This is a genomic window from Bacteroides mediterraneensis, from assembly GCF_900128455.1.
In the GTDB taxonomy this organism is placed as follows: domain Bacteria; phylum Bacteroidota; class Bacteroidia; order Bacteroidales; family Bacteroidaceae; genus Phocaeicola; species Phocaeicola mediterraneensis.
Map to the genome: position 1 here is coordinate 2,161,499 of NZ_LT635783.1, position 25,841 is coordinate 2,187,339.

The following is a 25,841-nucleotide window of genomic DNA, read 5'->3' on the forward strand; positions in this document are numbered from 1 at the left end:
CTTTTATTGGTTGGCCAGTTCGTAGATTTCGCGGGTAGCTTGTGCATCCAGCGGCACGTAGCAGCCCACGTATTGCCCCTTGTTCTCGTGCAGTTTCTTTACCAGCAGGTCGATGTCCGGATGCTCGATGCCCAGTTCCTTGAAGGTGACAGGCATGCCGATGGCATGGAAAAAGGCTTTCAGGCGAGCCACTCCCTCCAGGGCCATGGCTTTCTTGTCGTCCGACTCGGGCACGTCCCATACGCGGTTGGCATACTGGGCCACCTTGCCCACATGATGGCTGGCCATGTAGGTGAGCCAGGCCGGGAAAATCACCGCCAGTCCGGCCCCGTGCGTTACATTATATATGGCACTCACCTCGTGTTCCATGAAGTGCGAAGCCCAGTCTTCCACGGCCCCTACGCCGCACGTTCCGTTGTGGGCGATGGTACCGGCCCACATCAGGTTGGCACGGGCCCCGTAGTCCGTCGGTTCCTTCATCACCCGGAGGGCCTCCGTGATGATGGCCTTGAGCGTACCCTCACACATGCGGTCGGGCACCTCCTGGTCTTCGGCGTTGGTGAAATAACGCTCCATGATGTGCGCCATCATGTCGGTCACCCCGCAAGCCGTCTGCCAGGCGGGCAGGGTGTAGGTCAGCTCCGGATTCATCACGGCAAAGGTGGGACGGAGCAGGCCGTGTGTGCGGACACTCAGCTTCTTCAGCCCGTCGAGCTTCGTGATGACCGTGTTTCCGGAACCTTCACTTCCGGCTGCCGGGATGGTGAGCACCACGCCCAGGGGAACCGCTTTCTGCGGTACGGCCTTGTTGATATAGAAATCCCAGAAATCGCCTTCGTAAGGGATACCCATGGCGATGGCCTTGGCCGTGTCGATGACGGAACCGCCGCCCACAGGCAGCAGGAAATCAATCTGCTCGCGGCGTCCCAGGTCGATGCCTCCGTACACCTTCGGGTCGGTAGGGTTGGGCTGTACACCTCCCAGTTCCACGTGAGGGATGCCCGCCTCATCGAGTTCCTTCTTAATCTTGTCGAGCAATCCGCTGCGCACCACGGAACCGCCGCCGTAGACAATCAGCACTTTCGTGCCACGGTATTTCTTCACCAGCTCTGCCGTCCGGCTCTCTGTGCCTTTTCCGAACACGAATTCAGTCGGGCTATAAAAATCGAAGTTATTCATATTGCTTACAGATTATAGGGTTTATATGCTTTGTTGGACAAAGTTACAGAATTTCTCCGTATTTTTTATAGGAAAAACGACACACCTCGGTATCCTCTAGTCAGAAAACTGGAAATTCCATTTGCCTCGGCGCGGGGCTTTTTGTATCTTTGCGGCACAAACTTAAAAACTGCCCTAATGAAATCGGATATCGAAATAGCACGCAGCATTGAGCTGACAAAGATTAAACAAATCGCACGCGAGTATGGCATTCCAGTAGAGGAAATCTCCAACTACGGACGTTACATTGCCAAAGTTCCTGAAACACTGATTGATGAAGAAAAGGTGAAGAAGAGTAACCTGATTCTGGTGACGGCCATCACGCCGACAAAGGCCGGCATCGGAAAGACAACCGTTTCCATCGGTCTGGCACTCGGACTGAACAAAATCGGCAAGAAGGCCTTCTGTGCCTTGCGCGAACCGTCGCTCGGTCCCTGCTTCGGAATGAAGGGTGGAGCTGCCGGAGGTGGTTATGCACAGGTGCTCCCGATGGACAAAATCAACCTGCACTTCACGGGTGACTTCCACGCCATCACTTCGGCCCACAACATGATTACGGCCCTGCTCGACAACTATATGTACCAGAACAAGGACAACGGCTTCGCCATGAAGGAAGTGCTCTGGAACCGTGTGCTCGACGTAAACGACCGCGGCCTGCGCTACATCGTGACAGGACTGGGAGGCAAGACCAACGGCATCACCCGCGAATCGAGCTTCGACATCACGCCGGCCTCTGAAATCATGGCCATCCTCTGTCTGGCAAGAGATGAAGACGACTTGCGTCGCCGCATCGAGAACATCCTGCTGGGATTCACCATCGACAACAAGCCTTTCACGGTGAAAGACCTGGGCGTGGCAGGTGCCATCACGGTGCTGCTGAAAGATGCGTTGTCGCCCAACCTGGTACAGACTACGGAACATACACCGGCCTTCGTACACGGCGGTCCGTTTGCCAACATCGCCCACGGATGTAACTCCGTACTGGCTACCAAGCTGGCCATGACCTTCGGCGACTATGTAGTGACAGAAGCCGGATTCGGTGCCGACCTGGGTGCAGAGAAATTCTACAACATCAAATGCCGCAAGGCGGGTCTCCAGCCGAAACTGACGGTCATCGTGGCTACGGCGCAGGGACTGAAGATGCACGGTGGTGTGGATGTGGACAAAATCAAGGAACCGAACATGGAAGGCTTGAAAGAAGGAGTGAAGAACCTCGACAAGCACATCGACAACCTCCAGTCGTTCGGTCAGACCGTAGTAGTGGCCTTCAACCGTTACGCCAACGATACCGACGAAGAACTCGACTTCGTGCGCCGTCACTGTGAGGAAATCGGCGTGGGCTTCGCCATCAACAACGCCTTCATGGAAGGAGGAGCAGGTGCCATCGACCTGGCCAACCTGGTGGTAGACACCATCGAACACAACCCGTCGCAGCCGCTCACCTTCACTTACGACGAAACGGATTCTGTGGAAGAGAAAGTGACCAAGATTGCCTGCGGATTGTATGGAGCCAAACAGGTGCTGTTCGGCCCGGCTGCCCGCAAGAAGATGCAGATGATCAAGGACTTGGGATACACACACTTCCCGGTCTGCATTGCCAAGACACAGTATTCTTTCTCTACCGACCCGAAACTCTACGGAGTGGCTTCCGGCTTCAACTTCGCCGTGCGTGACATCGTCATCAACGCCGGAGCGGAAATGCTGGTAGTGGTAGCCGGAGAAATGATGCGTATGCCGGGATTGCCGAAAGAGCCGCAGGCATTGCACATCGACATTGTGAACGGAGAAATAGAAGGATTGTCGTAAGCCGATGAAGCCACAGTTTCTTGTCGGAGCCCTGATGCCCGGAAGCGGGCAGACCCTCGTGGCCTTGGGACTGATGCGGGCGTTGCGCAACCGCGGCCTGCATGTACAGTCGTTCAAGTGCGGACCGGAGCTGGCTGAGCTGCGCTATCATGCGCTGGCCACAGACCACGAACCGGCCAATCTAGATGCGTGGATGGCCTCGCACACTCATCTGCAAACCCTCTACAACGGTTACGGCGAAAAGGCCGATGTATGTCTCGTAGAAGGGAAGGGAGGACTGTTCGACGGTTTCCGGAAAGCGCAGGGAAGCGGGGCCGAACTGGCCCGTCTGATGAGAATACCAGTGGTGCTGGTGGTCAGCGCGCGCAATGCGGGCTACTCCACGGCAGCCATGCTGCAAGGCTTCAAACATTTCTATACAGATTTGAAAATAGCCGGAGTGATTTTCAACCAGGTCACTTCGGCTGCCCAATATGGTTTCCTGCGCGAAACCTGTGCCGAGGCGGGAGTGGAATGTCTGGGTTATCTTCCTTTACTGGAGGATGCAGGCCTTCCTCTCCGGCATCAGGCACTTACCCTGCCGCTCCGGAAGGATCTCGACCAGCTTTTCCAGAAGGTGGCCGAACAACTGGCGCAGCATGTCGACTTGCCCAAGCTGTTGAATCTTTGTACCCGTATCTTCCCTTGTGCGTACTCACTCCCTTACATTTCGGAAACTGAAACGGAGGCATGGATTGGTGCCCGAAAACTGCGGATTGCCCTGGCTTCCGACCCGGCCTTTCCTTTCCTGTACCGGAGAAGCATCGACCGCATTCAAGGAGAAATCATCCGTTTCAGTCCGGTGTTCGGCAGCAAATTGCCTCAGGCGGACATCGTCTACCTTCCCGGAGGTTATCCGGAACTGTTTGCCCGCCAGCTGCATCGACGTAAACCCCTGATGGAACAGTTACGCGACTACGTGGAAAACGGAGGAAAGCTGTTGGCCGAGGGAGGAGGAATGGCACTGTTGGGACAGACCTTGACCGCACGTCCCGGCGGAACGGCCTACGAGATGGCCGGCATCCTGCCTTATTCCGTCTGCGTGAAAGACAACCGTCCGTGCAGCGGATACCGCCAGACTTCCTATCGGGAACTCAAGCTGAAAGGATATGAGTATCGCTACTTCGACATCGTGCCAACGGAAGAAGCCGCTTCGCTCCAGACTCCGGTGTGTCATGCCAAGGGAGGGGAGATGCCCGGCTCATACTTTTTCCGTTACAAGAACTGCATCGCCACTTCCGTCCACAATTATTGGGGAGAAATCGGTCTGTACAAGCTCTGGGAGTAGGTCGGCAGCCTCTTTTTCTGCTTTTCGGGCGAAAAAAAATGAAGAAAAAGGAGGATTCTAAAAAAATAATTCTATCTTTGCATCACCAAATCGCGGCAGTAGCTCAGTTGGTAGAGCATCAGCTTCCCAAGCTGAGGGTCACGGGTTCGAGTCCCGCTTGCCGCTCTTATTGATAATCAGAGGCTTATATAAAGTGAGCTTCTGATTTTTTTTGATAGTACTCCCTTTATAAAGAATCAAGGCCTTGTTGCCCATTCCTGACACCTTACCGTAAAGGTGGTCATCTTCTTTGCTGTATTCCACGGAGCCCTTGTAACCTTTGTATTCCCAATAATTCATAATCAAACCATTATTCTTCCAATATATTCAGATATTGTGAGAAATAATTCTTTTTTCGTAACTTCGCAAAAACCCTAAACCGAAATCTTTATGAAAGCAAAGTTACTGATTGCCCTGTTCGGCTTGTTGCTCAGCCTGGGCACTACCTCGTGCGTGACACCGCGACACGCCAAGAGACCTCCCCACAAGAAAGAAGTTCCTCCCGGACATGCCAAGAAGAAACACGGCAAAAAAGCGGCCAAGTTCTATGCTCCGGGACACCGCAAACCGCTTCCTCCGCAGGTCTGAGAAATAGAAATTCACCCTTCGGACCAGCCTTCAGCGGAAGTGTCCGGAGGGGGGAAAAAGGAAATAACTACTCTTTTTAGTTATTTAACTATGAAAATTAGTTTATAAACTAAAAGTTTTAGTTCTTTGCGGTAACCAAATGAAACGGATATGAAAACACTTACCGCCAAAGAAGAAGAAATCATGGGATTTTTCTGGGAAAAAGGCCCCATGTTCGTCAAGCAGCTGGTGGAACTCTACGATGAACCCCGGCCGCATTTCAATACCCTGTCTACTATTGTACGGGGGCTGGAAGAGAAGGGTTACCTGTCGCATACAGCGTTTGGTAATACCTACCAGTATCATGCCGTAGTGTCGGAAGAGGAATTCCGGCGGAAAACCCTGCGTGGGGTCATCTCCAAATATTTCAACAACTCTTTCTTAGGGGCTGTCTCCTCGCTGGTGAAAGAAGAAGACATTTCGGTGGAGGAACTCAAGGAGCTCATCCGTCAGGTGGAGGAAGGAGAGCAGGAAAAACTACAGTAACACTTTGCGGCTTATGGGAACCTTTTTAGTCTACATACTCAAATCGGCCGTCTGCCTGGCGGTGTTCTACCTGTTCTACCGCCTGCTGCTCAGCAAGGAGACTTTCCACCGCTTCAACCGGATAGCCCTGCTGGGGGTGATGGTACTCTCGTGCCTGCTGCCTCTGATACAGGTCACGGTCAAGGAGGCTTCTCCGGTAAACATGCAAATGATGTCGATGGAGGACTTGCTGCTGATGTACCAGTGGAACCAAGGAGCGACGGTAGTAGAAGAGGGGGGCCACTCGTTCCGCTGGCAGGAAATACTGGTACTGGTCTACTTCGCGGGACTGCTGTTCGTCATTGTCCGCCACCTCTGGTCGTTGGGACGCATGCTCTTCCTCATCCGCCACAGCCGGTGCGAGAAGCTGGACTACGGCGTCCGGCTGGTGATACACCAACGCCACATCGCCCCTTTCAGCTGGATGCGCTACATCGTGATTTCGGAAACCGATCTGAAGGAAGGAGGACACTACATTCTGGTACATGAACTGGCCCACATCCGTCACCACCATTCGTGGGATTTACTGCTGACCGAGCTCTGCGCCTGGGTGCAATGGTTCAACCCGGCCATCTGGCTGCTCAAGCAGGAATTGCAAAACATCCACGAATACGAGGCCGACGAGGAAGTGCTCCGTCAGGGCATACAGGCAAAAGAATATCAAATGCTATTAATAAAAAAAGCCGTTGGCGCAAGGCTCTACTCTATTGCCAACAGCTTTAATCACAGTTCACTTAAAAAACGTATCACTATGATGATTCGAAAAAAATCCAATCCATGGGCACGCGCCAAGTACCTCTACGTACTTCCGTTGGCAGCCGTTACCGTAGCTGCCTTTGCCCGTCCCGAAATCTCCCAACCGCTGGACGAGATTTCAAGTGTCAAAGTTAATGATTTATCGGCAGTTCTGGAAACGTATGCCGATAAAAATGTGTCGAACCCTGCCGAAAAGGTCACCCTGAAGATGAAGGTGGTGGATGAAAAGGGAGGACCCATCATCGCGGCAACCATACTCGTGGTGAATACGACCAACGGTACCATTACCGACGAAAACGGCAACTTCACGCTTGAAGCCGCTACCGACCAAAGCATCCAGGTGTCCTACATTGGTATGGGTACGGTCACGATGACAGTCAAGGACTGCCTGAAGAAGGCCGACCAGACGATTGTACTGCCTGAAGGTGACACAAAGAAAGATGTGAAAGTAGTAGCACCTGTTCCGCAAGCCGTGACTTCGGACGACCGGACCTTTGACGTGGTGGAACAAATGCCGGAATTTCCGGGCGGCATGAAGGAATGTCTGAACTTCCTGGCCCGCAACGTGAAATACCCCACCAAAGCACAGGAAGCCGGTAAGCAGGGAAGGGTCATCGTACAGTTCATCGTGCAGAAGGACGGTTCGCTGAGCGACCTTCACGTACTCCGCCCGGTCGACCCGTGGCTGGATGCGGAAGCCATCCGGGTGATTGGCACCATGCCGAAATGGAAACCGGGCATGCAGCACGGTCAGGCGGTTGCCGTGAAATTTACTCTCCCGGTGACTTTCATGTTGGAGGGAACCAACAACCAACCGAAGGCAGGTGACAATGACATCGTAGTAGTAGGGTATGGAGTCACTCCGGCTCCTCAGAAAAGCGAAGTTCCGGTAGCAATCGTCCAAATGTTTCAGAACGGCAAGGACGGTCCGGGAAAAGAGGAAGCATTGCCGATGGTGCTGATAGACAAAACAGAGGCCTCCACCGAAACGATGAACAAACTCGACCCACAATGCATTGAATCAATCACTGTATTGAAAGACGCATCGGCTACGGATATATACGGCGAAAAAGGGAAAAATGGTGTGATTCTTATCACCACCAAAAAGAAGTAAAAAAACGCACTTGCGCTCCTCAAAAAACACAAGTGCGTTTAAAGGAAAACGCCTTTGCGTTTGAAGTAAAACGTAAGGGCATTTCAAACCAAACGCAAGGACGTTTTATCACAAACGTACTTGCGTTTTTTCATGGGGTTCAGCTGTTTTCATAAACAACTGTTTATCAAAGCGTTATCCCATTCTTGAAAATGGCGATTTCGCGATAGTTCTTCTTCTCGTTGTTCACGAACTCCCCACTGGCTACCCGAATCACATAGTCGGTGAAACGGCGGCAAGTGGTCTCCATCGGTTCGTCTTCCACGATGACGCCCGCATTGAAATCAATCCATCCGGGTTTCTGTGCCGCCAGATGGGAATTGGTGGAAATCTTCATCGTGGGCACGAAGGTACCGAAAGGAGTACCGCGCCCCGTGGTGAAGAGCACGATGTGGCAGCCCGAAGCGGCAAGGGCCGTAGCGGCCACCAGATCATTGCCCGGAGCCGAAAGCAGGTTGAGTCCCTTGGCTTGCAGGCGGTCGCCATAGGCTCTCACGCCCGACACATAACTCTTGCCACACTTCTGCGTGCAGCCCAAGGCTTTCTCTTCGAGGGTAGAGATACCACCTGCCTTGTTGCCCGGCGAAGGATTCTCGCCCACAGGCTCCCCGTGGGAAAGGAAATATTCCTTGAAGTCGTTAATCAGGCTCACCGTCTGCCGGAAGAGTTCCGGCGTGCGGCAACGGTTCATCAGGATGGTTTCCGCCCCGAACATTTCGGGCACTTCCGTCAGCACCGAGGTGCCTCCCTGTGCAATCAGATAATCGGAAAACATGCCCAGCAGCGGATTGGCCGTGATGCCGGAGAAGCCATCAGAGCCGCCGCACTTCAGTCCCACGCGCAGCTCGGAGAGAGGCACATCCGTACGCTTGTCCTGACAACACTTGGCATACAGTTCACGCAGGATGCGCATGCCTTCCTCGTATTCATCGTCCACCTTCTGCGCCACCAGAAAACGGATACGGTCTTCGTCGTACGGGCCGATGAACTCCCGGAACACGTCGGGCTGGTTGTTCTCGCATCCCAGACCTACCACCAGCACGGCTCCGGCATTGGGATGCAGCACCATGTCGCGCAGGATTTTCTTCGTGTTCTCATGGTCTTCGCCCAGCTGCGAACAACCGTAGTTGTGGGGAAAAGCCACGATGGCATCCACCCCCTTGCCGCCGTCCGTCTCGCGGCGGAGTCTGTCGGCCAGCTGGTTCACGACGCCGTTCACGCAGCCCACGGTCGGGATAATCCAAATCTCGTTACGCACCCCCACATCGCCGTTGCGGCGGCGGTAGCCCTTGAACGTGCGATGCTCCACGGCGATATCCGTATGCACCTCCACCGGCGTGTAGGTATAGTCCAGCAGCCCCGCCAGATTGGTCTTGATATCTTTTTCGCTCACCCAGGTACCTTCGGGCACGTCCTTCATCACGTGACCGATGGGGTAGCCGTATTTAATGATATTTTCTCCGGCACGGAAGTCCTTCAGTGTCACCTTGTGTCCGGCAGGCACGTCCGTGCGCAGCATAATGGTCCGCCCGTCTGCCTCGATGGTCTCTCCCGCACGAAGGGGAGCGATGGCCACCGCCACATTGTCGGCCGGATTGATTCGCAGATAAGTTGTTTTCATATAATTGCAGTATGATCAGGTTATTCGTTGACGTGCGTATCGAAATAAAAGTCGAGATTCTCCGTCGTAATCAGGTTGATGGGCATGTAGTTGCAGTTTTTCACCTTCTTGCGCAGAATCAGGTGGTTGCACAGACATTCAATGCTGTTGTATCCCTGCACCGTGGGCTGCTGTGCGATGATGAAGTCGATGCTTCCCGCCTTCAGGCAAGCCACGTTGCGGCGGAGCAGGTCGTATCCCATCAGATGGAAATCCGTACGCCCGTGACGCTGCATGTATTCCCCGATGATATACGCCTTCGAGTTGAAGGTGATGCCACACTTCACGTCGGGATGAGCGGCAAAGAACTCGTCGAGGCGCGACGCATCCTCGCCCGGCTGCTTGGCATAGAGGTTGAGCTCCCACATCTTCAGCTCCGGGCAGTGCTCCTTCATGTACTCATAGAAACCTTCCTCGCGGTAAAGCTGCTGGTTGGACCCCAAGTGTCCTTCGTTAATCTGGCGGAAGATGACGATTTCCGTCTGTCCCTGAGACAGCAGACGCAACATGCGTGCCGCAAAATAGCCGCTCCGCCGGGCATGCTGTCCGTAGAAAGCCAACGGGGAAAGCCGGGGAATGTTCGAGTCGATGAACACATAAGGGATGCCTGCTTCCTGCAAACGGCCGACAAAGCGTTCGGTTTCTTCTTCGATGGCAGGCGAGAGGATAACCCCGTCGGGCTGCTCGTCGAGGATGTGCATTCCCGCTTCGGTGAAAGCCCCCGACTCGTACTGGTCGTAATAGAAAGCCGACAGCGAGACGTTGAAATCGGAAAAACGGGCCACCGCCTGCTGCATGCCGTGTTCCACGTCTGTCCAGTAATCTCCCTCGTTGTGCGACGGGAGCAGATAGACAAACCTGTATTTCTTGTTCGAAGCCAGCGCGCTGGCATACATGTTGGGCTGATAATTCAACTTCTGTAATATTTCCTCCACCTTCATACGGCTGGAAGCAGACACCCCGCTCCGCGAATGAAGTACACGGTCTACCGTTCCTACCGACACACCTGCCATCTGGGCGATGTCCTTGATACGGATTCTCTCTTGCTGTTTTTCCATGCTTTCACCTTATTATATATTTAAAAACTCATCCTGCAGTAAAATACCACTTTTTACGTTACAAAGTTACTACAAAAAAGTGAAATGCGGAAAGAAATAGTGATAGAATTGAGTTACAAGGGTTTCAGTCGTGCTTCCGATTATTCGTGAAGCCATCGCAATCACCGCTGAAGCCAAATCAGGACGCCGCTACGTTACTTGTCCGTAACCATGCCCGAAAGGGCGACAAACGGACACGGATAGCGAAACAAGGCGTTAAGGATTAGTGAGTTACTGACAACCCACGCAACAAATCCGGTTACGGAAAAAGATTGCGCCGTTCCTCCCCGTTTTGCGTACCGACAACGGACTCTTCACCAACTAATTTTGAACCTAAAAAAATTAAGGACGATGAAGAGTACATTTTCAGTAATCTACTACCTCAAGCGTCAGGTAGTGAAAAAGGACGGGACAGTACCCGTCATGGGACGCATCACGGTGGACGGCACCCAGATGCAGTTCAGCTGCAAACTGACCGTCGATCCCAAGCTGTGGGACACCAAAGGGGGACGTGTCACGGGCAGAAGCACGGCGGCACTCGAAACGAACCGCATGCTCGACAAGATGCGTGTACGCATCAACAGACATTATCAGGAAATCATGGAGCGTGACAACTTTGTCACGGCAGAGAAGGTCAAGAACGCCTTTCTCGGACTGGAACACCGCTACCACACGCTGATGCAGGTGTTCCGCCAGCACAACGAGGACTACGAGAAACAGGTGGAGGCCGGCATGAAAGCCAAAGGTACACTCTTGAAATACAAGACCGTTTACAAGCACCTGCAAGAGTTCCTCTCCATCCGCTACCGCGTGAAGGACATCGCGCTGAAAGAGCTTACGCCCGCCTTCATCTCCGACTTCGAGATGTTCCTGCGCACGGACAAGCACTGCTGCACCAACACCGTGTGGCTGTATGTCTGCCCTTTGCGGACGATGGTGTTCATCGCTATCAACAACGAGTGGCTCACACGCGACCCGTTCCGGGAGTACGAAATCAAGAAGGAGGAAACTGTGCGCAGTTTCCTGACGAAAGAGGAAATCCGGCTGCTGATGGAGGGCAGGCTGAAAAACGCCAAGCAGGAGCTTTACCGCGACCTCTACCTGTTCTGCGCCTTCACCGGCTTGTCGTTCGCCGACATGCGCAACCTGACGGAAGAGAACATCCACACCTACTTCGACGAACACGAGTGGATAAACATCAACCGCCAGAAGACGGGCGTGGTGTCCAATATCCGCCTGCTCGACATCGCAAAGCGCATCATCGACAAATACCGGGGTCTGTGCGGGAACGGCAGGATTTTCCCCGTTCCCCACTACAACACGTGCCTTGCCGGAATCCGTTCCGTCGCCAAGCGTTGCGGCATCACCAAGCATATCACGTGGCATCAGAGCCGCCACACGGCAGCCACGACGGTGTTCCTCTCCAACGGCGTACCCATCGAAACGGTGAGTTCCATGCTGGGACACAAGAGCATAAAGACGACACAGATATACGCGAAAATCACCAAAGAGAAGCTCAACCAAGACATGGAAAACCTTGCGGCAAGGTTGAACGGCATCGAGGAATTTGCAGGTTGCACCATCTAAAACAGAGAAGCCATGAAACGTGATATAATCATCATAGAGGACAACACGATCAGCGTAAACGGTAACGAGATATGGATGACCGCCACAGAAATCGCCGGACTGTTCCACACGGGCGTCCCGGCAGTGAACGCCGCCATCAGAGCCGTCCGCAAGCCGGACGTGCTGAACGACTACGAAGTGTGCCGCTACATGCGGCTTGAAAACGGGCTGCACGCGGATGTTTACTCTCTTGAAATCATCATCCCCGTCGCCTTCCGGCTGAACACCTACCATGCGCATGTGTTCCGCACGTGGCTGGTAGAGAAAGCACTCTCGAAGGAAAAGCGGCAGGCATACGTGATGTTCATACAGAACGGAAAAGCCGGGTATTGCTGATAACGCATATAAATAAGAAAAAGGAAACGGACAGCCCCGTGAAGGAGTTGTCCGTTTCCTTTTTTCATGCAGCCGCCTTATTCCATCGGCTTGCGATAGTTCGCCTCCAACAATTCACGCAACCCCGATTCAGGGTAAAGCACCTTCCCTCCCAAAAGGATAAAGGGCAACACCCTGTTGTTGCGGTACTCCTGCAAGGTGCGGCGGCTGACACGGAGCAGTTCCGCCACCTCCCTGTCCGTCAGGTAACGCTCCCCGTCCAACGGCGGGCGGTAACTTTCCAGAAAGGCGGAGAGCCATTTCGAGCCTTTGCGCATGTTCTGCACAAGGGTGGCAAGCGGCTCGTCCTCCATCGTAAACACTTCATTGTTCTCGTTCATCATCATTTCGGATTCAGTGGGTTGTGAATAATAAAAATCATTTTCCGCCGGGATAGAGCGTGCCGACAAGCGGAATGAGCCTTTTGACCTCCTCCGGCTTGTAATAGAACCTGCGGTTAATCTGCGAGTAGCCGATAAGCCGCCTGTCGCGCAAGGTCTGCAACGTGCGCGGGCTGATCCTCAACTGCCCGCAGACCTCCTCGCCCGTGAGCCACCTTTCCATCCGCCCGCCGTCGCTCCTGCGCCTAAGGGTGGCTACCTTCTCCGCGAGGGCGTTGAAGGACACCACCATCATCTCGAAGGTCTTTTTCTCGATAGATACTATTTCCATAAGCAAAACATTTCAGAGTTTGCCGCAAAGGTAACGAAGCCGCCATGAACACGCACCGTTTCCCGCTAAAAGGCAGCTTGTTGCGCCGTCTGTCCGGGTTACGGAGCCATTATCCATAAAAATCTTACGTGAGCCACGTAGTGAGCTGTTAAAGCCCCTTTGGTTTATTGCCGAATTTTGCCGCAGAAACCAAAAGAAAAGACTGAATATGAAAGTGATAACGATGGAAAGTTCCGCCTTCACCGCATTGACGGAACAGATAGCCGAGATAGCGGCACACGTGCGTGCCGTTTCCGGCGGGAGGAAGGAAGAATCCCCCGACAGGCTGCTCACCACCCGCGAGGCGGCGCACCTGCTGAACGTGAGTTGCCGCACCCTCCAGCGCATGCGCAGCGAACAGCGCATCGCCTATGTCGTGCTGCGCGGCAAGTGCCGCTACCGGCAGTCGGAAATCGACCGCCTGCTCGAAGACAGCACCATTACGGGTGATGCCGCGACCCCGGAACAGATGAAACGCAACCACACGCTGCGCACGGGCGGCAAACCCAAAGGAAGGAGGACGTAGGACATGGAACTGCTTACCCGCAACAATTTCGAGAACTGGATGCAGAAAGTTATGGAACGGCTCGACCGTCAGGACGAGATGCTGCTCTCCATGCAGCCGTCCGGCAAAGCCCCGAACCCGATGGACGGGATCAGGCTTTTCGACAACCAAGACCTGTGCATGCTGCTCCAGATCAGCAAGCGCACCCTGCAACGCTACCGCAGCATCGGCGCATTGCCCTACAAGACGCTCGGCAAAAAGACCTATTACAGCGAGGCGGACGTGCTGACGTTCCTCTCCGAACATGTAAAGGACTTCCGCAAGGAAGATATAGCCTTCTACAAGGCTCGTATCCATAATTTCTTTCAAAAATAACCATTAAAACATTTTTCAGATGGCAAAGAAAAAAGACGAAAAGGACGTGCTGGTTGTCCGTGACGAGAAGACGGGCGAAATCAGCGTGGTAGCCGGGCTGAACGCCGACGGCTCCCCCAAGCGTATCCCCGCGAAAGCGGAGAACTCGCAGAGCTTCCTGCAATTCGACCGGCACGGCGACGTGCTGGACAACTTCTTCAAGAACTTCTTCCGCCAGTGCAAGGAACCCAGCCGCTTCGGTTTCTACCGTGTCGCGGCGGACCAAGCCGACAAACTGCTGGAGGTTATCAAGGACTTGCTGAAAGACCCCGACGGCAACAAGGAGATGCTTGCGCCCCACAAGGTGGACACCTCCGGCTACGAAAAGAAAGTACAGGAGGAGCAGTCCGCCGAAAAGCAGGAACAACCGGAACAGAAACAAGATGACGAACCTAAAAAACAGGAAGAAATGGAACAGAAAAACGAACAGAATCAGGAAAGCCCGCAACAGACGCAGGGCAACCGGGGCTACCAGCCCATCGACGAGAGCAAGATCAACTGGCAGGAGTTGGAGGAGAAATGGGGCGTGAAGCGCGACGACCTTGAAAAGTCGGGCGATCTTAACAGGATGCTCAACTACGGCAAGTCCGACTTGGTGAGGGTGTCGCCCAATTTCGGCGGAGAGGCTTTCGAACTGGACGCCCGCCTCTCCTTCAAGAAGGACGGCGAGGGCAATGTCAGCCTTGTGCCGCACTTCATCCGCAAGGAGCAGAAGCTCGACGAGTATAAGGAACACAAGTTCTCCGACGATGACCGGAAGAACCTGCGCGAAACGGGCAACCTCGGCAGGGTCGTGGACCTCGTGGACAGGGGAACGGGCGAGATCATCCCCTCGTTCGTCAGCATCGACCGCAAGACGAACGAAATCACGGATGTCCCGGCAAACAAGGTGCGCATACCGGAGCGCATCGGCAAGACGGAAATCACCAAGCAGGAGCAGGACATGCTGCGTGCCGGGCTGCCCGTGCGTGACAAGCTCATCGAGCGCAAGGACGGCAGGAAGTTCGTCACCACCCTGCAAGTGAACGTGGAGCAGCGCGGCGTGGAGTTCGTGCCGGGAACCGGCAGGTCGCCCCGTGCCGTCCAGACGCAGGAAACGAAGAACAACCCCGCACAGGGACAGGCGCAGGGTACGGAGAATGCCGCCAACACGCAGAAGGAGCAACGCCGCAACACGTGGACTAACGCCGACGGCAGCATCCGACCCATCAGCAAATGGAGCGGCGTGGACTTCACCGAGCAGCAGAAAGCCGACTACGTGGCTGGCAAAGCCGTGAAATTAGAGAACGTGACCGACAAGCAAGGCTTCCACGCCACGATGTACATCAAGTTCAATCCGGAGAAGGGACGCCCGTACCGCTACGACACCAACCCCGACAACGCTCAGAAGGTCGCCCCGTCCAACGAGAGCCGCACGCAGGTGGCGGTGAACAGCGAGGGCAAGACCAACGAGGCTACCAAGAACCTGAAAGAACCGTTGCGGAAGGGACAGACCGCCCCGAAGGACACCGCACAGCAACAGCAGCAGGAGAAGCCGCAGAAAAGAAACAATAAGGGCATGAAGATGTAATCCGGTGTCCGCCACTAAATCCGAAGTACCATTTGTAAAATTCAAAACGACAGAAGAATATGAAGACAATCATTGCAGAAAAGCCGTCTGTGGCACGTGAGATCGCCCGTATCGTGGGCGCGACAAAGAGAGAGGAAGGATATTTCGAGGGAGGCGGCTACGCCGTGACATGGGCGTTCGGACACCTCGTGCAGCTTGCCATGCCCGACGGCTACGGCATACGCGGCTTCGTCCGTGACAACCTGCCCGTCATCCCCGACACCTTCACGCTCGTCCCCCGCCAGACCAAGACGGAGAAGGGTTACAAGCCTGACAGCGGTGTGGCGGCGCAGATAAAGGTTATCGCCACCCTGTTCAACAGGAGCGAACAAATCATCGTGGCGACCGATGCAGGGCGTGAGGGTGAGCTTATCTTCCGATACCTCTACCATTATATCGGATGCACCACCCCGTTTGTGCGCCTTTGGATAAGCTCGCTTACCGACAAGGCTATCCGCGAGGGGCTGCGCAACCTCGAAGCGGGCGGCAAATACGACAATCTCTATCTTGCCGCCAAAGCGCGGAGCGAATCAGACTGGCTCGTGGGCATCAACGGCACGCAGGCACTCTCCATCGCCGCCGGACACGGCACATATTCCATCGGACGGGTGCAGACACCTACATTGGCAATGGTGTGCGCACGCTATTGGGAGAACCGCCGCTTCACACCCGAAGCCTTTTGGCAGCTCCATATCGCAACGGACGGCTGCGACGAAGGAACAGTGAAGTTTTCCTCTTCCGAAAAGTGGAAAGAGAAAGAGCCTGCGACGGAACTGTATGATAAGGTGAAGTCGGCAGGCACAGCCACCGTCACGAAAGCCGAACGCAAGGAGAAGACGGAGGAAACACCGCTCCTGTACGACCTGACGACGCTCCAGAAGGAAGCCAACGCCAAGCACGGCTTCACGGCGGAACAGACGCTTGAAATCGCGCAGAAGCTCTATGAGAAGAAGCTCATCACCTATCCGCGAACCGGAAGCCGCTACATACCCGAAGACATGTTCGCTGAAATCCCCAAGCTGCTCGCCTTCATCGGGGCTTTGCCCGAATGGAAAGGCAAGGTGCAGCCGAAAGCGCAGCCGACACGCCGCAGTGTGGACGGCGGCAAGGTGACGGACCACCACGCCCTGCTCGTCACTGGCGAGAAGCCGCTGTTCCTCTCCAAAGAGGACAGCACCATTTATCAGATGGTTGCCGGGCGCATGATTGAGGCTTTCTCCGAGAAATGCGTCAAGGACACCGCCACCGTCACGGCGGAATGTGCCGGAGTGGAGTTCACGGTGAAAGGCAGCATCATCAGGCAAGCCGGATGGCGTGCCGTCTATGGCGGGGAGGACAAGGAAGAAACCGCCATCCCCGATTGGCGGGAAGGCGACACGCTGACGCTGAAAGGCTGCTCCATCACGGAGGGCAAGACCAAACCCAAACCGCTGCATACCGAAGCGACACTGTTGTCGGCAATGGAAACGGCGGGCAAGGACATAGAGGACGACGCATTGCGTCAGGCGTTGAAGGACTGCGGCATCGGCACGCCCGCCACCCGTGCGGCGATTATCGAAACGCTCTTCAAACGCGGCTACATGGAACGCTGCAAGAAATCGCTTGTGCCGACAGAAAAAGGGCTTGCCCTCTACTCGGTCGTGAAGACGATGCGCATCGCCGACGTAGCCATGACGGGCGAATGGGAGAAGAATCTGGCACGCATCGAGCGCGGGGAACTGCCCGCTGACACCTTCCGCAGGGAGATAGAGGCGTACACACGTGAAATCACCTCCGAACTGCTCTCGTGCGACAAACTGTTCTCCCGCAGGGATTCCGGCTGCAAGTGTCCCAAGTGCGGGACGGGCAGCATGCAGTTCTACGGCAAGGTGGTACGCTGCGACAACGCGGAGTGCGGGCTGCCCGTGTTCCGCCTGAAGGCGAACCGCACCCTTTCCGACGACGAGATCAAAGAGCTGCTCACCGACGGGCATACGAAGCTGCTCAAAGGCTTCAAAAGCAAACAGGGCAAGAGCTTTGATGCCATAGTCGCCTTTGACGGGGACTATAACACGACTTTCGTGTTCCCCGAAAGGAAAACGAGCAGGAAATTTTCAGGACGGAAGAAATAGTATTACCTTTGCCACTGGTTCAGAGTAATGAATTGTTCTTCGATACCGGATTACACTCATACTTTGGATTTAGTGGTGGCACTCGGAGGGATACCGAGTGCCTTTTCTTTCTCCTTTCCAGACGATTATCCACGTCATTACCAATCCACTAAATTCCAAAGTAATGAACAACAAGAAGAAAAACGAGGGTCAGACCGACTTTTCCTATTACGGTCTGTACCTGCTGGACTACCTCCGCACGAACAGGTTTGAACAGGCTTCCGATGATGCCTTCATCCGGGAGCGTGCCGACCGTGCCGCCGAAACGTATGAGCGTGTGCGGCTCGAAGGCTATCCGCCCGAAGGGGCGCAGGAGTTGGCGATGGACACGCTCCTGCGGGGGCTTCGCTATTCCAAGTACGCCATCCTCCGCGAAGTCGTGGAAAACGAGTTTGCCAACGAAGTGCCGGAAAAGAAACGCGAAGCCTTCATCCGAAAGCTGCTGCCGCCTGTCGGTAATGTATTCTCCGCCTATGACCTTTCGGACGACAACTTCGCCCTGTCGCCCGAATACGACCTGCTCTACACGGAGCTGACGGGAGCCGCCGTCCTTTATATCGACGAGTATGGCGTTTAACCGCAAACAACGGCTGCGGGACAACATCGAGGCGATACGGACGGCATTCATCCTTGACAGGGAACGGAGGACGGCAACCGCCGAGGAACAAGCCATACTTCGGAAGTATTGCGGTTTCGGCGGATTGAAGTGCATACTGAACCCGGCAAAGGAACTGACGGATGCCGTGCATTGGGCGAAATCGGACCTCGAACTGTTTGCCCCTACGGTGGAGCTGCACAGGCTGGTGCGTGAAAACAGCAAGGACGATACGGAGTACAAGCGGTACGTGGATGCCATGAAGCAGTCCGTGCTGACCGCTTTCTACACCCCGCCGGAGATAACCGGCACTATCGCGGATGTACTGCATGAACACGGCATACGTCCCGATCGCGTATTGGAGCCGTCGGCGGGCGTGGGCGCATTCGTGGATGCCGTGCTGGAAAACAAGCCGGACGCGGATATCATGGCTTTCGAGAAAGACCTGATGACGGGCAAAATATTGGGATACCTGCATCCAGACCAAAAGGTAAGGGTGCAGGGATTCGAGAAGATAGAGAAGCCATTCACGGACTATTTCGACCTTGCTATCTCGAACATCCCGTTCGGCGACGTGGCTGTGTTCGACCCGGAGTTCACGGGCAGCCAAGACCCGGCAAGGCGTTCCGCACCGAAGGCAATACACAACTACTTCTTCCTGAAAAGCCTTGACGCGGTGCGTGAGGGCGGCATCGTGGCGTTCATCACCTCTCAAGGGGTACTGGACGCACCGTCCAACGCGCCCATACGCGAGTATATGATGCGTAATGCCAATCTGGTGGGAGTCGCACGCCTGCCGAACAACCTCTTCACGGACAACGCGGGTACGGAAGTGGGTAGCGACCTGATTATCCTGCAAAAGAACAGCGGCAAGAAACGGGAGCTGTACGATTATGAAGAGTTGTTCGTGCAGACGGAAAAGACACCGATAGGTAGTTTCCAGAACGGGTATGTCGGCAGCATCGGCATGATTCCCCACTCGGATCTGATAAGCGGCACAGACCCTTACGGGAAACCAGCCTATAAAGTCATGCACCGGGACGGCATCGAGCAAATGGCGGAGGATTTGCGGGAACATATGGATATTGAGCTGTATAAGTTGGACAAAAAGCTGTATGAAATGCACAGCCTGCATCCGGCACAGGGGAAAAGCACGGTGACAGAAACCATTTCCACACCGGTTGTCACTCCTGAGATACAGCCACGTCATGAAATGGCAGTGAAGCCCGAAGCGGCAACACCGCAGCCGGAGGAAGAAAAGTCGGAGATAGAGCCGCGCCGCCCCGATTATTCGGAGGGCGTGCAGCTCTCCCTGCTCGACCTCTGGGGCATGACGGAGGAAGTACGCAAGCAGGAAGCACCCGCCAAGAAGAAAAAGACGGCGAAAAAGGAAAGCCCGGCAAGGCGCATGCCTCCCAAACCGCAGGCGCAGGTTACGCCGAAGGTTACGACCGCACCGCCACAGCCGTCTGCCGCACCGCCGACGGAAAGCAGGGACAGCCATGAAACAAAGCCGGTGAGTGTCGCAGCCAAAGCCGATCCGGATGATATTTACGCTACTTTGGATTGGGACACCAATCCGCCCATCAACGGCTTCTATGAAATGATGATGGACCTCACGCCGGAGCGACGCAAGGAACTTCGCAGGCTGGCGGCACAGCATCAGGAGAAACGGCAGCATGTCCCGGACGTGAAAGCCGCGCCGGAGCAGGAAACACGGCAACCCGAAACACAGCCGGAAGTTGCCGCCATTCCTGTCGCTCCCGCAACGGAAGCGGCTGCAACCTCCCTTTTTCCCGAAATGGAAGCGGAAAAACCGAAAGAGGAAGCTCCCGACCTGTCGCCGCGTCCCTACCACCGCACGCCGGAAATGCACTTGCGTGAAGGCTCGTTAGTGGCTGACAGTGGGCGTCGTAACATCGGTTATCTGAAAGACATCACGCCTTACGGCGCGACATTCCAGCCGCTTGGACTGACAGGCTATCAGAAAGAGAAGGCGTTGCTGTATGTGTCGCTCCGTGACGCATACGAGCGTCTGTACCGTTATGAATCGAACAGGCGCGAGGAAAACCCGCAGTGGCGTGAGCATCTGAACACCTGCTATGACGAGTTTGTCATGCGCTACGGCAACCTCAACGCCAAGCAGAACGTGAAACTGGTGGTGATGGATGCAGGAGGACGCGACATCCTTTCGCTGGAACGTGCGGAGGACGGCAGGTTCGTCAAGGCGGACATTTTCGAGCGTCCCGTTTCCTTCTCGGTAGAGAGCCATGCCAACGTAAGCTCTCCCGAAGAGGCACTCTCCGCATCGCTCAACAAGTTCGGCACGGTCAATCTCGACTATATGCGGGAGATAACCGACAGTACGGAGGAGGGATTGCTTGACGCCCTCAAAGGACGCATCTTCTACAACCCGCTCGTAACCGGTTACGAGATAAAGGACAGGTTCATCGCCGGGAACGTGATAGAGAAGGCGGAACGCATCGAGGCATGGATGGGCGACAACCCCGAAAACGGGCGTATGCCGGAAGTGAAGCAGGCGTTGGAGGCTCTGAAAGAAGCCGAGCCGCCGCGCATCGCTTTTGAAGACCTCGACTTCAATTTCGGGGAACGCTGGATTCCGACGGGCGTATATGCCGCCTACATGAGCCGTCTTTTTGACACGGACGTGAAAATCGCCTACTCCGCAAGCATGGACGAATTTTCGGTGGCGTGCGGCTACCGCACCATGAAAATCACGGACGAGTTTTTAGTGAAGGGCTATTACCGGAACTATGACGGCATGCACCTGTTGAAACACGCCCTGCATAACACCTGCCCGGATATGATGAAGTCCATAGGAAAGGATGAACACGGAAACGACATCAAGGTACGCGACAGCGAGGGCATACAGCTCGCCAACGCCAAGATTGACGAAATCCGTAACGGGTTCTCGGAATGGCTGGAAGAGCAGTCGCCGCAGTTCAAGGAACGGCTGACGACGATGTACAACCGCAAGTTCAACTGTTTCGTGCGCCCGAAATATGACGGCTCACACCAGACCTTTCCGGACCTCAACCTCAAAGGGCTGGCAAGCAGGGGTATCAAGAGCGTCTATCCGTCGCAGATGGATTGCGTCTGGATGCTCAAACAGAACGGCGGTGGCATCTGCGACCACGAAGTCGGTACAGGCAAGACGCTGATAATGTGCATTGCAGCGCATGAGATGAAGCGTCTGAATTTGGCGCACAAACCGATGATTATCGGGCTGAAAGCCAATGTCGCGGAGATTGCCGCCACCTATCAGGCGGCATACCCGAACGCGCGGATTCTCTATGCCTCGGAGAAGGACTTTTCGACCGCCAACCGCGTGCGTTTCTTCAACAACATCAAGAACAACGACTATGATTGCGTCATCATGTCGCACGACCAGTTCGGCAAGATTCCGCAGTCGCCGGAGTTGCAGCAGCGCATCCTGCAAGCGGAGCTTGACACGGTGGAGGAAAACCTCGAAGTCTTGCGGCAGCAGGGCAAGAACGTATCGAGGGCGATGCTGAAAGGTCTGGAAAAGCGCAAGCACAACCTTGAAGCGAAGCTGGAGAAGGTGGAACACGCCATCAAGTCGCGCACGGACGACGTGGTGGACTTCAAGCAGATGGGCATCGACCATATTTTTATTGACGAATCGCATCAATTTAAGAACTTGACTTTCAACACGCGGCATGACCGTGTGGCTGGTTTGGGCAACTCGGAAGGAAGCCAGAAAGCCCTGAATATGCTTTTTGCCATCCGCACCATACAAGAGCGCACGGGTAAGGACTTGGGGGCGACGTTCCTATCCGGCACGACCATCAGCAACTCGCTGACGGAACTGTACCTGCTCTTCAAGTACCTGCGCCCGAAGGAACTGGAACGGCAGGATATCCGGTGCTTTGACGCATGGGCGGCTATCTTCGCCAAGAAGACGACCGATTTCGAGTTCAACGTGACGAACAACGTGGTGCAGAAGGAGCGTTTCCGCTACTTCATCAAAGTGCCGGAGCTTGCCGCCTTCTACAACGAGATAACCGACTACCGCACGGCAGAGGATGTGGGTGTGGATCGTCCGCACAAGAACGAGATACTGCACCATATACCGCCCACGCCGGAGCAGGAGGACTTCATTCAAAAACTGATGCAGTTCGCCAAGACGGGCGACGCCACGCTGCTCGGTAGACCGCCCCTGTCGGAAACGGAAGAGAAGGCAAAGATGCTGATCGCCACCGATTACGCACGGAAGATGGCTCTCGATATGCGCATGATAGACCCGAACTACGAAGACCACCCCGACAACAAGGCTTCCCACTGTGCCAAGACGATTGCGGAGTATTACCATAAATACGACGCGCAGAAAGGCACGCAGTTCGTGTTCTCGGATCTGGGGACGTACCAGCCGGGCGACGGGTGGAACGTGTACAGTGAGATAAAGCGGAAGCTGACGGAGGACTACGGCATACCGGCAAGCGAGGTGCGCTTCATTCAGGAGTGCAAGACCGACAAGGCGCGCAAGGCGGTGATAGACGCCATGAACGCCGGAACGGTGCGCGTGCTGTTCGGTTCCACCTCCATGCTCGGAACGGGCGTGAATGCGCAAAAAAGGTGTGTCGCCATCCATCATTTGGATACGCCTTGGCGACCGTCCGACCTGCAACAGCGTGACGGACGGGGAGTCAGGGCAGGCAACGAGATTGCCAAGCATTTTGCCGGGAACAATGTGGATGTCATCATCTACGCGGTGGAAAAGTCGCTGGACAGCTACAAGTTCAACCTGCTGCACTGCAAGCAGACGTTCATCTCGCAGCTTAAAAGCGGGGCGATGGGCGCGCGTACCATCGACGAGGGGGCGATGGACGAGAAATCGGGCATGAATTTCTCGGAGTACATGGCGTTGCTCTCCGGCAATACCGACCTTTTGGACAAGGCGAAACTGGAGAAGCGTATCGCATCGCTTGAAGGGGAACGCAAGTCGTTCAACAAGGGCAAGCGCGATTCGGAGTTCAAGCTGGAAGCCAAGACGGGGGAACTGCGTAACAACACGGCTGTCATCGAAGCCATGACGGAAGATTGGAACCGCTTTCTTTCCGTTGTGCAGACGGACAAGGAGGGCAACCGCCTGAATGCGGTCAAGGTGGACGGCGTGGATTCTACCGATGAAAAGGTTATCGGAAAGCGTTTGCAGGAGATAGCCAAGAACGCCACTACGGGCGGGCTGTACAAGCCTGTCGGGGAACTTTACGGCTTTCCGATAAAGGTGGTAAGCGAGAGGATACTCAAAGAGGGGCTGGAGTTTACCGATAACCGCTTCGTGGTGGAGGGAAACTACAAGTACACCTACAACAACGGGCATCTGGCGATGGCTGATTCGGTAGCCGCCGCACGTAATTTCCTGAACGCATTGGAGCGGATTCCGTCCATAATCGACCAGTACAAGGGAAAGAACGAGGTGCTGGAAAAGGAAGTTCCGCAGTTGCAGGAGATAGCGGGCAAGGTATGGAAAAAGGAGGACGAACTGAAACAGCTTAAGTCCGAACTTGCCGCACTTGACCGAAAGATACAGCTGGAACTTGCGCCGCCTACGCAGGAAGCCGACGAAAAAGAAAAGGATGGACAGGAGGTCAAGCCTGTTTCGGAAGGTGTACGGAGCATATCGCCACAACAAACTGATGATGCACCGCAGATACGCAGCCCGGTGAATGAGCGAAATCCAACGGGCAACATCATTGGCGACCATGTCATCATCGGACGACCGGGTTTTCAGTTAAAGAATAAAAACCGATCGAAAGGGATAAAAATTTAAAATTAGGAATTTTATATAAAATATTAATAGGGGCTATCCAAAAGGTCTAAAAGTAAATCATATCCCCTCTGCAAGTATCTGTAGGAGAGTGATTGCAAGACTTTCTTTCTTTTTGGGCAGCCTCTATTAAATTTATTTGCTCTTTCTTGATTTATGTTTATAAACATTATACCAAAAACATTCCAACTAACCTTGTTTATGTTTTGTCAGCCACCATTTGCACAACCATATTTGACTCCCAAAGAGAATGAATTCGATAAGATAACTTGCTGCATACCCACAATAAGGGGCTAAATAGAATACGAATGGGAAATAGATAACAGCACCGACAACAGATTGCGTTATGTAGTTGGTTAAACTCATTTTACCATAAAGCTGTAATGTGGAAACCGCTTTATTTGACACATTCCTTATGACACAATAATATGAACGAGAATATTTCTACAGAATCATCAGTAAAACAGAAAAAAATACTAATTTTGTTTTTGATGATCCTTCCAAAAGGAATTAGAAAAAATGTCTAATTCTAACTTATAGAGGAAAAAGCAACAATTAAATATTAAAGAATAAAAGATACGAAAAATATGACGCCAAAAGAGATACTACAAAAATGGATTGACTGCTTCAACGCCGCCGATGCAGTCGCTTTGGCAAACTTATACGCTCAGGATGCCATAAACCATCAAGTCGCAAACACCCCAGTTATAGGAAAAACAGCTATCCATGAAATGTTTGTAAATGAATTTGCAACCTCAAAAATGGTTTGTATTGTTGAGCATATATTCGAGGATGGAGAATGGGCTATCATGGAATGGAAAGATCCGCTCGGGTTGCGAGGATGCGGATTCTTTCATGTGCAAAACGATAAAATAGTTTTCCAAAGAGGTTATTGGGATAAGCTCAGCTTTCTCAAACAGCACGGTTTACCCGTAGAGAATAGTGATGAAAATCCAAACACATAACACCGTCCGATATGGGAATCATCATTCATTCTTTAGAGTCCGTTTCTTTCAAAGATTTGTATGCGGCATTCTCATCTGCATTCAAAGATTATGATTTCTCTTTGAATGCGGATGAATTGCGACGCATGCTCGACCGACGAGGATACAATCCACAACTATCTTTCGGAGTATTTTTCGAAGGACGGCTGATTTCTTTTGTGCTTAACGGAACAGGCATGTACAACAACATCTTGACTGCCTATGACACAGGGACGGGAACCGTACCTTCATTCCGGGGATTACACCTAACCCAAAAAATATTCACTTTCAGCCTCGAATTGATATGTCAACAAGGAGTTCGGCAATATGTACTGGAAGTTTTGCAACACAATCACAAAGCAATAAAAATATATCGCAAATTAGGCTTTGAAACACAGAGAAATTTCAACTACTACTCTGCCAAACTGAGCGATATTGTTCCTGTATTGCAAGTAAACCATACCGCATGTCGCATACTCCCATCGGATTTAAAAAACTGCCTTAACCAAACGGCCTGGTTCGATTTTCATCCTTCATGGCAAAATGACAGGGCTTCACTGGAACGCGGAATCGACAATTTGGACATATTGGGAGCTTATGAAAGAGAAGAACTTGTCGGATTTGTTATCTTTGAACCGGCATCTGGCGATATTTCATCCCTCGCAGTTGCAAAAGATTACCGGCGTAAAGGAATAGGCAAGTCTTTGCTTAAAAGTGCTGTCAGTCATTTTCAAAGCGATGTACTCAAATTTACTAATGTTGATTGCGATTGTGAATCAGTCACTGGTTTCTTGTCATCATTAGGACTTACCCCAAAAGGACAACAGTTTGAAATGGTCAGAAAAATTTAACC

21 protein-coding genes, 1 tRNA gene and 1 pseudogene are annotated in these 25,841 nt (G+C 53.6%); 16 read left to right on the forward strand and 7 right to left on the reverse strand.

The window, feature by feature from the left end; all coding sequences use genetic code 11:
• Positions 1–3: 3 nt before the first annotated feature.
• Positions 4–1,179 (reverse strand): iron-containing alcohol dehydrogenase, encoded by a 1,176-nt coding sequence (locus BQ7480_RS08915; protein WP_072542597.1) that lies wholly within the window; start codon positions 1,177–1,179, stop codon positions 4–6.
• 177 nt (positions 1,180–1,356) lie between these two features.
• On the opposite strand from BQ7480_RS08915, the gene BQ7480_RS08920 reads away from it, so the two are divergent.
• The 3 genes from BQ7480_RS08920 (at position 1,357) to BQ7480_RS08930 (ending at position 4,516) form a co-directional block, all read left to right on the forward strand.
• Entirely contained in the window at positions 1,357–3,024 is a 1,668-nt protein-coding gene (locus BQ7480_RS08920) for a formate--tetrahydrofolate ligase (protein ID WP_072542598.1), read from the forward strand.
• A gap of 4 nt (positions 3,025–3,028) precedes the next feature.
• The gene (locus tag BQ7480_RS08925; RefSeq protein ID WP_072542599.1) at positions 3,029–4,351 is read left to right on the forward strand and encodes a cobyrinic acid a,c-diamide synthase CobB; all 1,323 of its coding nucleotides are present in this window, start codon (positions 3,029–3,031) and stop codon (positions 4,349–4,351) included.
• A gap of 92 nt (positions 4,352–4,443) precedes the next feature.
• Positions 4,444–4,516: transfer RNA gene (locus BQ7480_RS08930), tRNA-Gly, on the forward strand.
• On the opposite strand, the gene BQ7480_RS18185 is transcribed toward BQ7480_RS08930, so the two are convergent.
• Complete coding sequence (locus tag BQ7480_RS18185) at positions 4,490–4,690, reverse strand: hypothetical protein (protein ID WP_072542600.1); 201 nt, start codon at positions 4,688–4,690, stop codon at positions 4,490–4,492. The genes BQ7480_RS08930 and BQ7480_RS18185 overlap by 27 nt on opposite strands.
• Before the next feature lie 90 nt (positions 4,691–4,780).
• Here BQ7480_RS18185 and BQ7480_RS08940 point away from each other — a divergent pair, with 90 nt between their 5' ends.
• The 3 genes from BQ7480_RS08940 to BQ7480_RS08950 all read left to right on the forward strand — a co-directional run bounded on the left by BQ7480_RS08940 (position 4,781) and on the right by BQ7480_RS08950 (position 7,412).
• Positions 4,781–4,978 carry a hypothetical protein gene (locus tag BQ7480_RS08940; RefSeq protein WP_072542601.1) on the forward strand — a complete coding sequence of 66 codons (198 nt, stop codon included), beginning with the start codon at positions 4,781–4,783 and terminating at the stop codon, positions 4,976–4,978.
• 150 nt (positions 4,979–5,128) lie between these two features.
• Positions 5,129–5,503, forward strand: a complete 375-nt coding sequence (locus tag BQ7480_RS08945) for a BlaI/MecI/CopY family transcriptional regulator (RefSeq protein WP_072542602.1) — start codon at positions 5,129–5,131, stop codon at positions 5,501–5,503.
• 13 nt (positions 5,504–5,516) lie between these two features.
• Complete coding sequence (locus tag BQ7480_RS08950; protein ID WP_072542603.1) at positions 5,517–7,412, forward strand: M56 family metallopeptidase; 1,896 nt, start codon at positions 5,517–5,519, stop codon at positions 7,410–7,412.
• Positions 7,413–7,578: 166 nt separating this feature from the next.
• Here BQ7480_RS08950 and BQ7480_RS08955 read toward each other — a convergent pair whose 3' ends face one another.
• Complete coding sequence (locus tag BQ7480_RS08955; RefSeq protein WP_072542604.1) at positions 7,579–9,072, reverse strand: UxaA family hydrolase; 1,494 nt, start codon at positions 9,070–9,072, stop codon at positions 7,579–7,581.
• Between the two features lie 20 nt (positions 9,073–9,092).
• The gene (locus BQ7480_RS08960; protein WP_072542605.1) at positions 9,093–10,169 is read right to left on the reverse strand and encodes a LacI family DNA-binding transcriptional regulator; all 1,077 of its coding nucleotides are present in this window, start codon (positions 10,167–10,169) and stop codon (positions 9,093–9,095) included.
• 390 nt (positions 10,170–10,559) lie between these two features.
• Between BQ7480_RS08960 and BQ7480_RS08965 the strand changes: the two genes are divergently transcribed.
• The gene (locus BQ7480_RS08965) at positions 10,560–11,795 is read left to right on the forward strand and encodes a site-specific integrase (RefSeq protein WP_015532459.1); all 1,236 of its coding nucleotides are present in this window, start codon (positions 10,560–10,562) and stop codon (positions 11,793–11,795) included.
• A 12-nt stretch (positions 11,796–11,807) separates the two neighbouring features.
• Positions 11,808–12,170 (forward strand): virulence RhuM family protein, encoded by a 363-nt coding sequence (locus tag BQ7480_RS08970; RefSeq protein ID WP_005944300.1) that lies wholly within the window; start codon positions 11,808–11,810, stop codon positions 12,168–12,170.
• 77 nt (positions 12,171–12,247) lie between these two features.
• Here the strand turns inward: BQ7480_RS08970 and BQ7480_RS08975 are convergent, their stop codons facing one another.
• Both BQ7480_RS08975 and BQ7480_RS08980 read right to left on the reverse strand, forming a co-directional pair.
• Complete coding sequence (locus BQ7480_RS08975) at positions 12,248–12,553, reverse strand: helix-turn-helix domain-containing protein (RefSeq protein ID WP_025066921.1); 306 nt, start codon at positions 12,551–12,553, stop codon at positions 12,248–12,250.
• Positions 12,554–12,587: 34 nt separating this feature from the next.
• Positions 12,588–12,881 carry a helix-turn-helix domain-containing protein gene (locus BQ7480_RS08980; RefSeq protein ID WP_015532457.1) on the reverse strand — a complete coding sequence of 98 codons (294 nt, stop codon included), beginning with the start codon at positions 12,879–12,881 and terminating at the stop codon, positions 12,588–12,590.
• 208 nt (positions 12,882–13,089) lie between these two features.
• Between BQ7480_RS08980 and BQ7480_RS08990 the strand changes: the two genes are divergently transcribed.
• The 6 genes from BQ7480_RS08990 (at position 13,090) to BQ7480_RS09015 (ending at position 24,008) form a co-directional block, all read left to right on the forward strand.
• A complete protein-coding gene (locus tag BQ7480_RS08990; protein ID WP_015532456.1) occupies positions 13,090–13,446 on the forward strand; it encodes a helix-turn-helix domain-containing protein in 357 nt (118 codons plus the stop codon).
• Positions 13,447–13,449: 3 nt separating this feature from the next.
• Complete coding sequence (locus BQ7480_RS08995) at positions 13,450–13,800, forward strand: helix-turn-helix domain-containing protein (RefSeq protein WP_009016627.1); 351 nt, start codon at positions 13,450–13,452, stop codon at positions 13,798–13,800.
• A 19-nt stretch (positions 13,801–13,819) separates the two neighbouring features.
• On the forward strand, positions 13,820–15,409 hold the full coding sequence (locus BQ7480_RS09000; RefSeq protein ID WP_005944293.1) for a DUF3945 domain-containing protein: 1,590 nt from the start codon (positions 13,820–13,822) through the stop codon (positions 15,407–15,409).
• Positions 15,410–15,468: 59 nt separating this feature from the next.
• Entirely contained in the window at positions 15,469–17,559 is a 2,091-nt protein-coding gene (locus tag BQ7480_RS09005) for a type IA DNA topoisomerase (protein ID WP_005944290.1), read from the forward strand.
• Positions 17,560–17,722: 163 nt separating this feature from the next.
• Positions 17,723–18,175: a DUF1896 domain-containing protein gene (locus BQ7480_RS09010; protein ID WP_005944286.1), complete on the forward strand. Its 453-nt coding sequence runs from the start codon at positions 17,723–17,725 to the stop codon at positions 18,173–18,175.
• Positions 18,165–24,008, forward strand: coding sequence for an N-6 DNA methylase (locus BQ7480_RS09015; RefSeq protein ID WP_015532455.1), 5,844 nt, complete (start codon positions 18,165–18,167; stop codon positions 24,006–24,008). The genes BQ7480_RS09010 and BQ7480_RS09015 overlap by 11 nt, the downstream gene beginning before the upstream one ends.
• 186 nt (positions 24,009–24,194) lie before the next feature.
• Here BQ7480_RS09015 and BQ7480_RS18190 read toward each other — a convergent pair.
• Positions 24,195–24,474: pseudogene (locus BQ7480_RS18190) on the reverse strand (DUF418 domain-containing protein); the annotation flags it as partial.
• Positions 24,475–24,592: 118 nt separating this feature from the next.
• On the opposite strand from BQ7480_RS18190, the gene BQ7480_RS09025 reads away from it, so the two are divergent.
• Positions 24,593–24,970: a nuclear transport factor 2 family protein gene (locus BQ7480_RS09025; RefSeq protein WP_005944282.1), complete on the forward strand. Its 378-nt coding sequence runs from the start codon at positions 24,593–24,595 to the stop codon at positions 24,968–24,970.
• Between the two features lie 11 nt (positions 24,971–24,981).
• Entirely contained in the window at positions 24,982–25,839 is an 858-nt protein-coding gene (locus tag BQ7480_RS09030) for a GNAT family N-acetyltransferase (RefSeq protein ID WP_005944281.1), read from the forward strand.
• Positions 25,840–25,841: the final 2 nt, after the last annotated feature.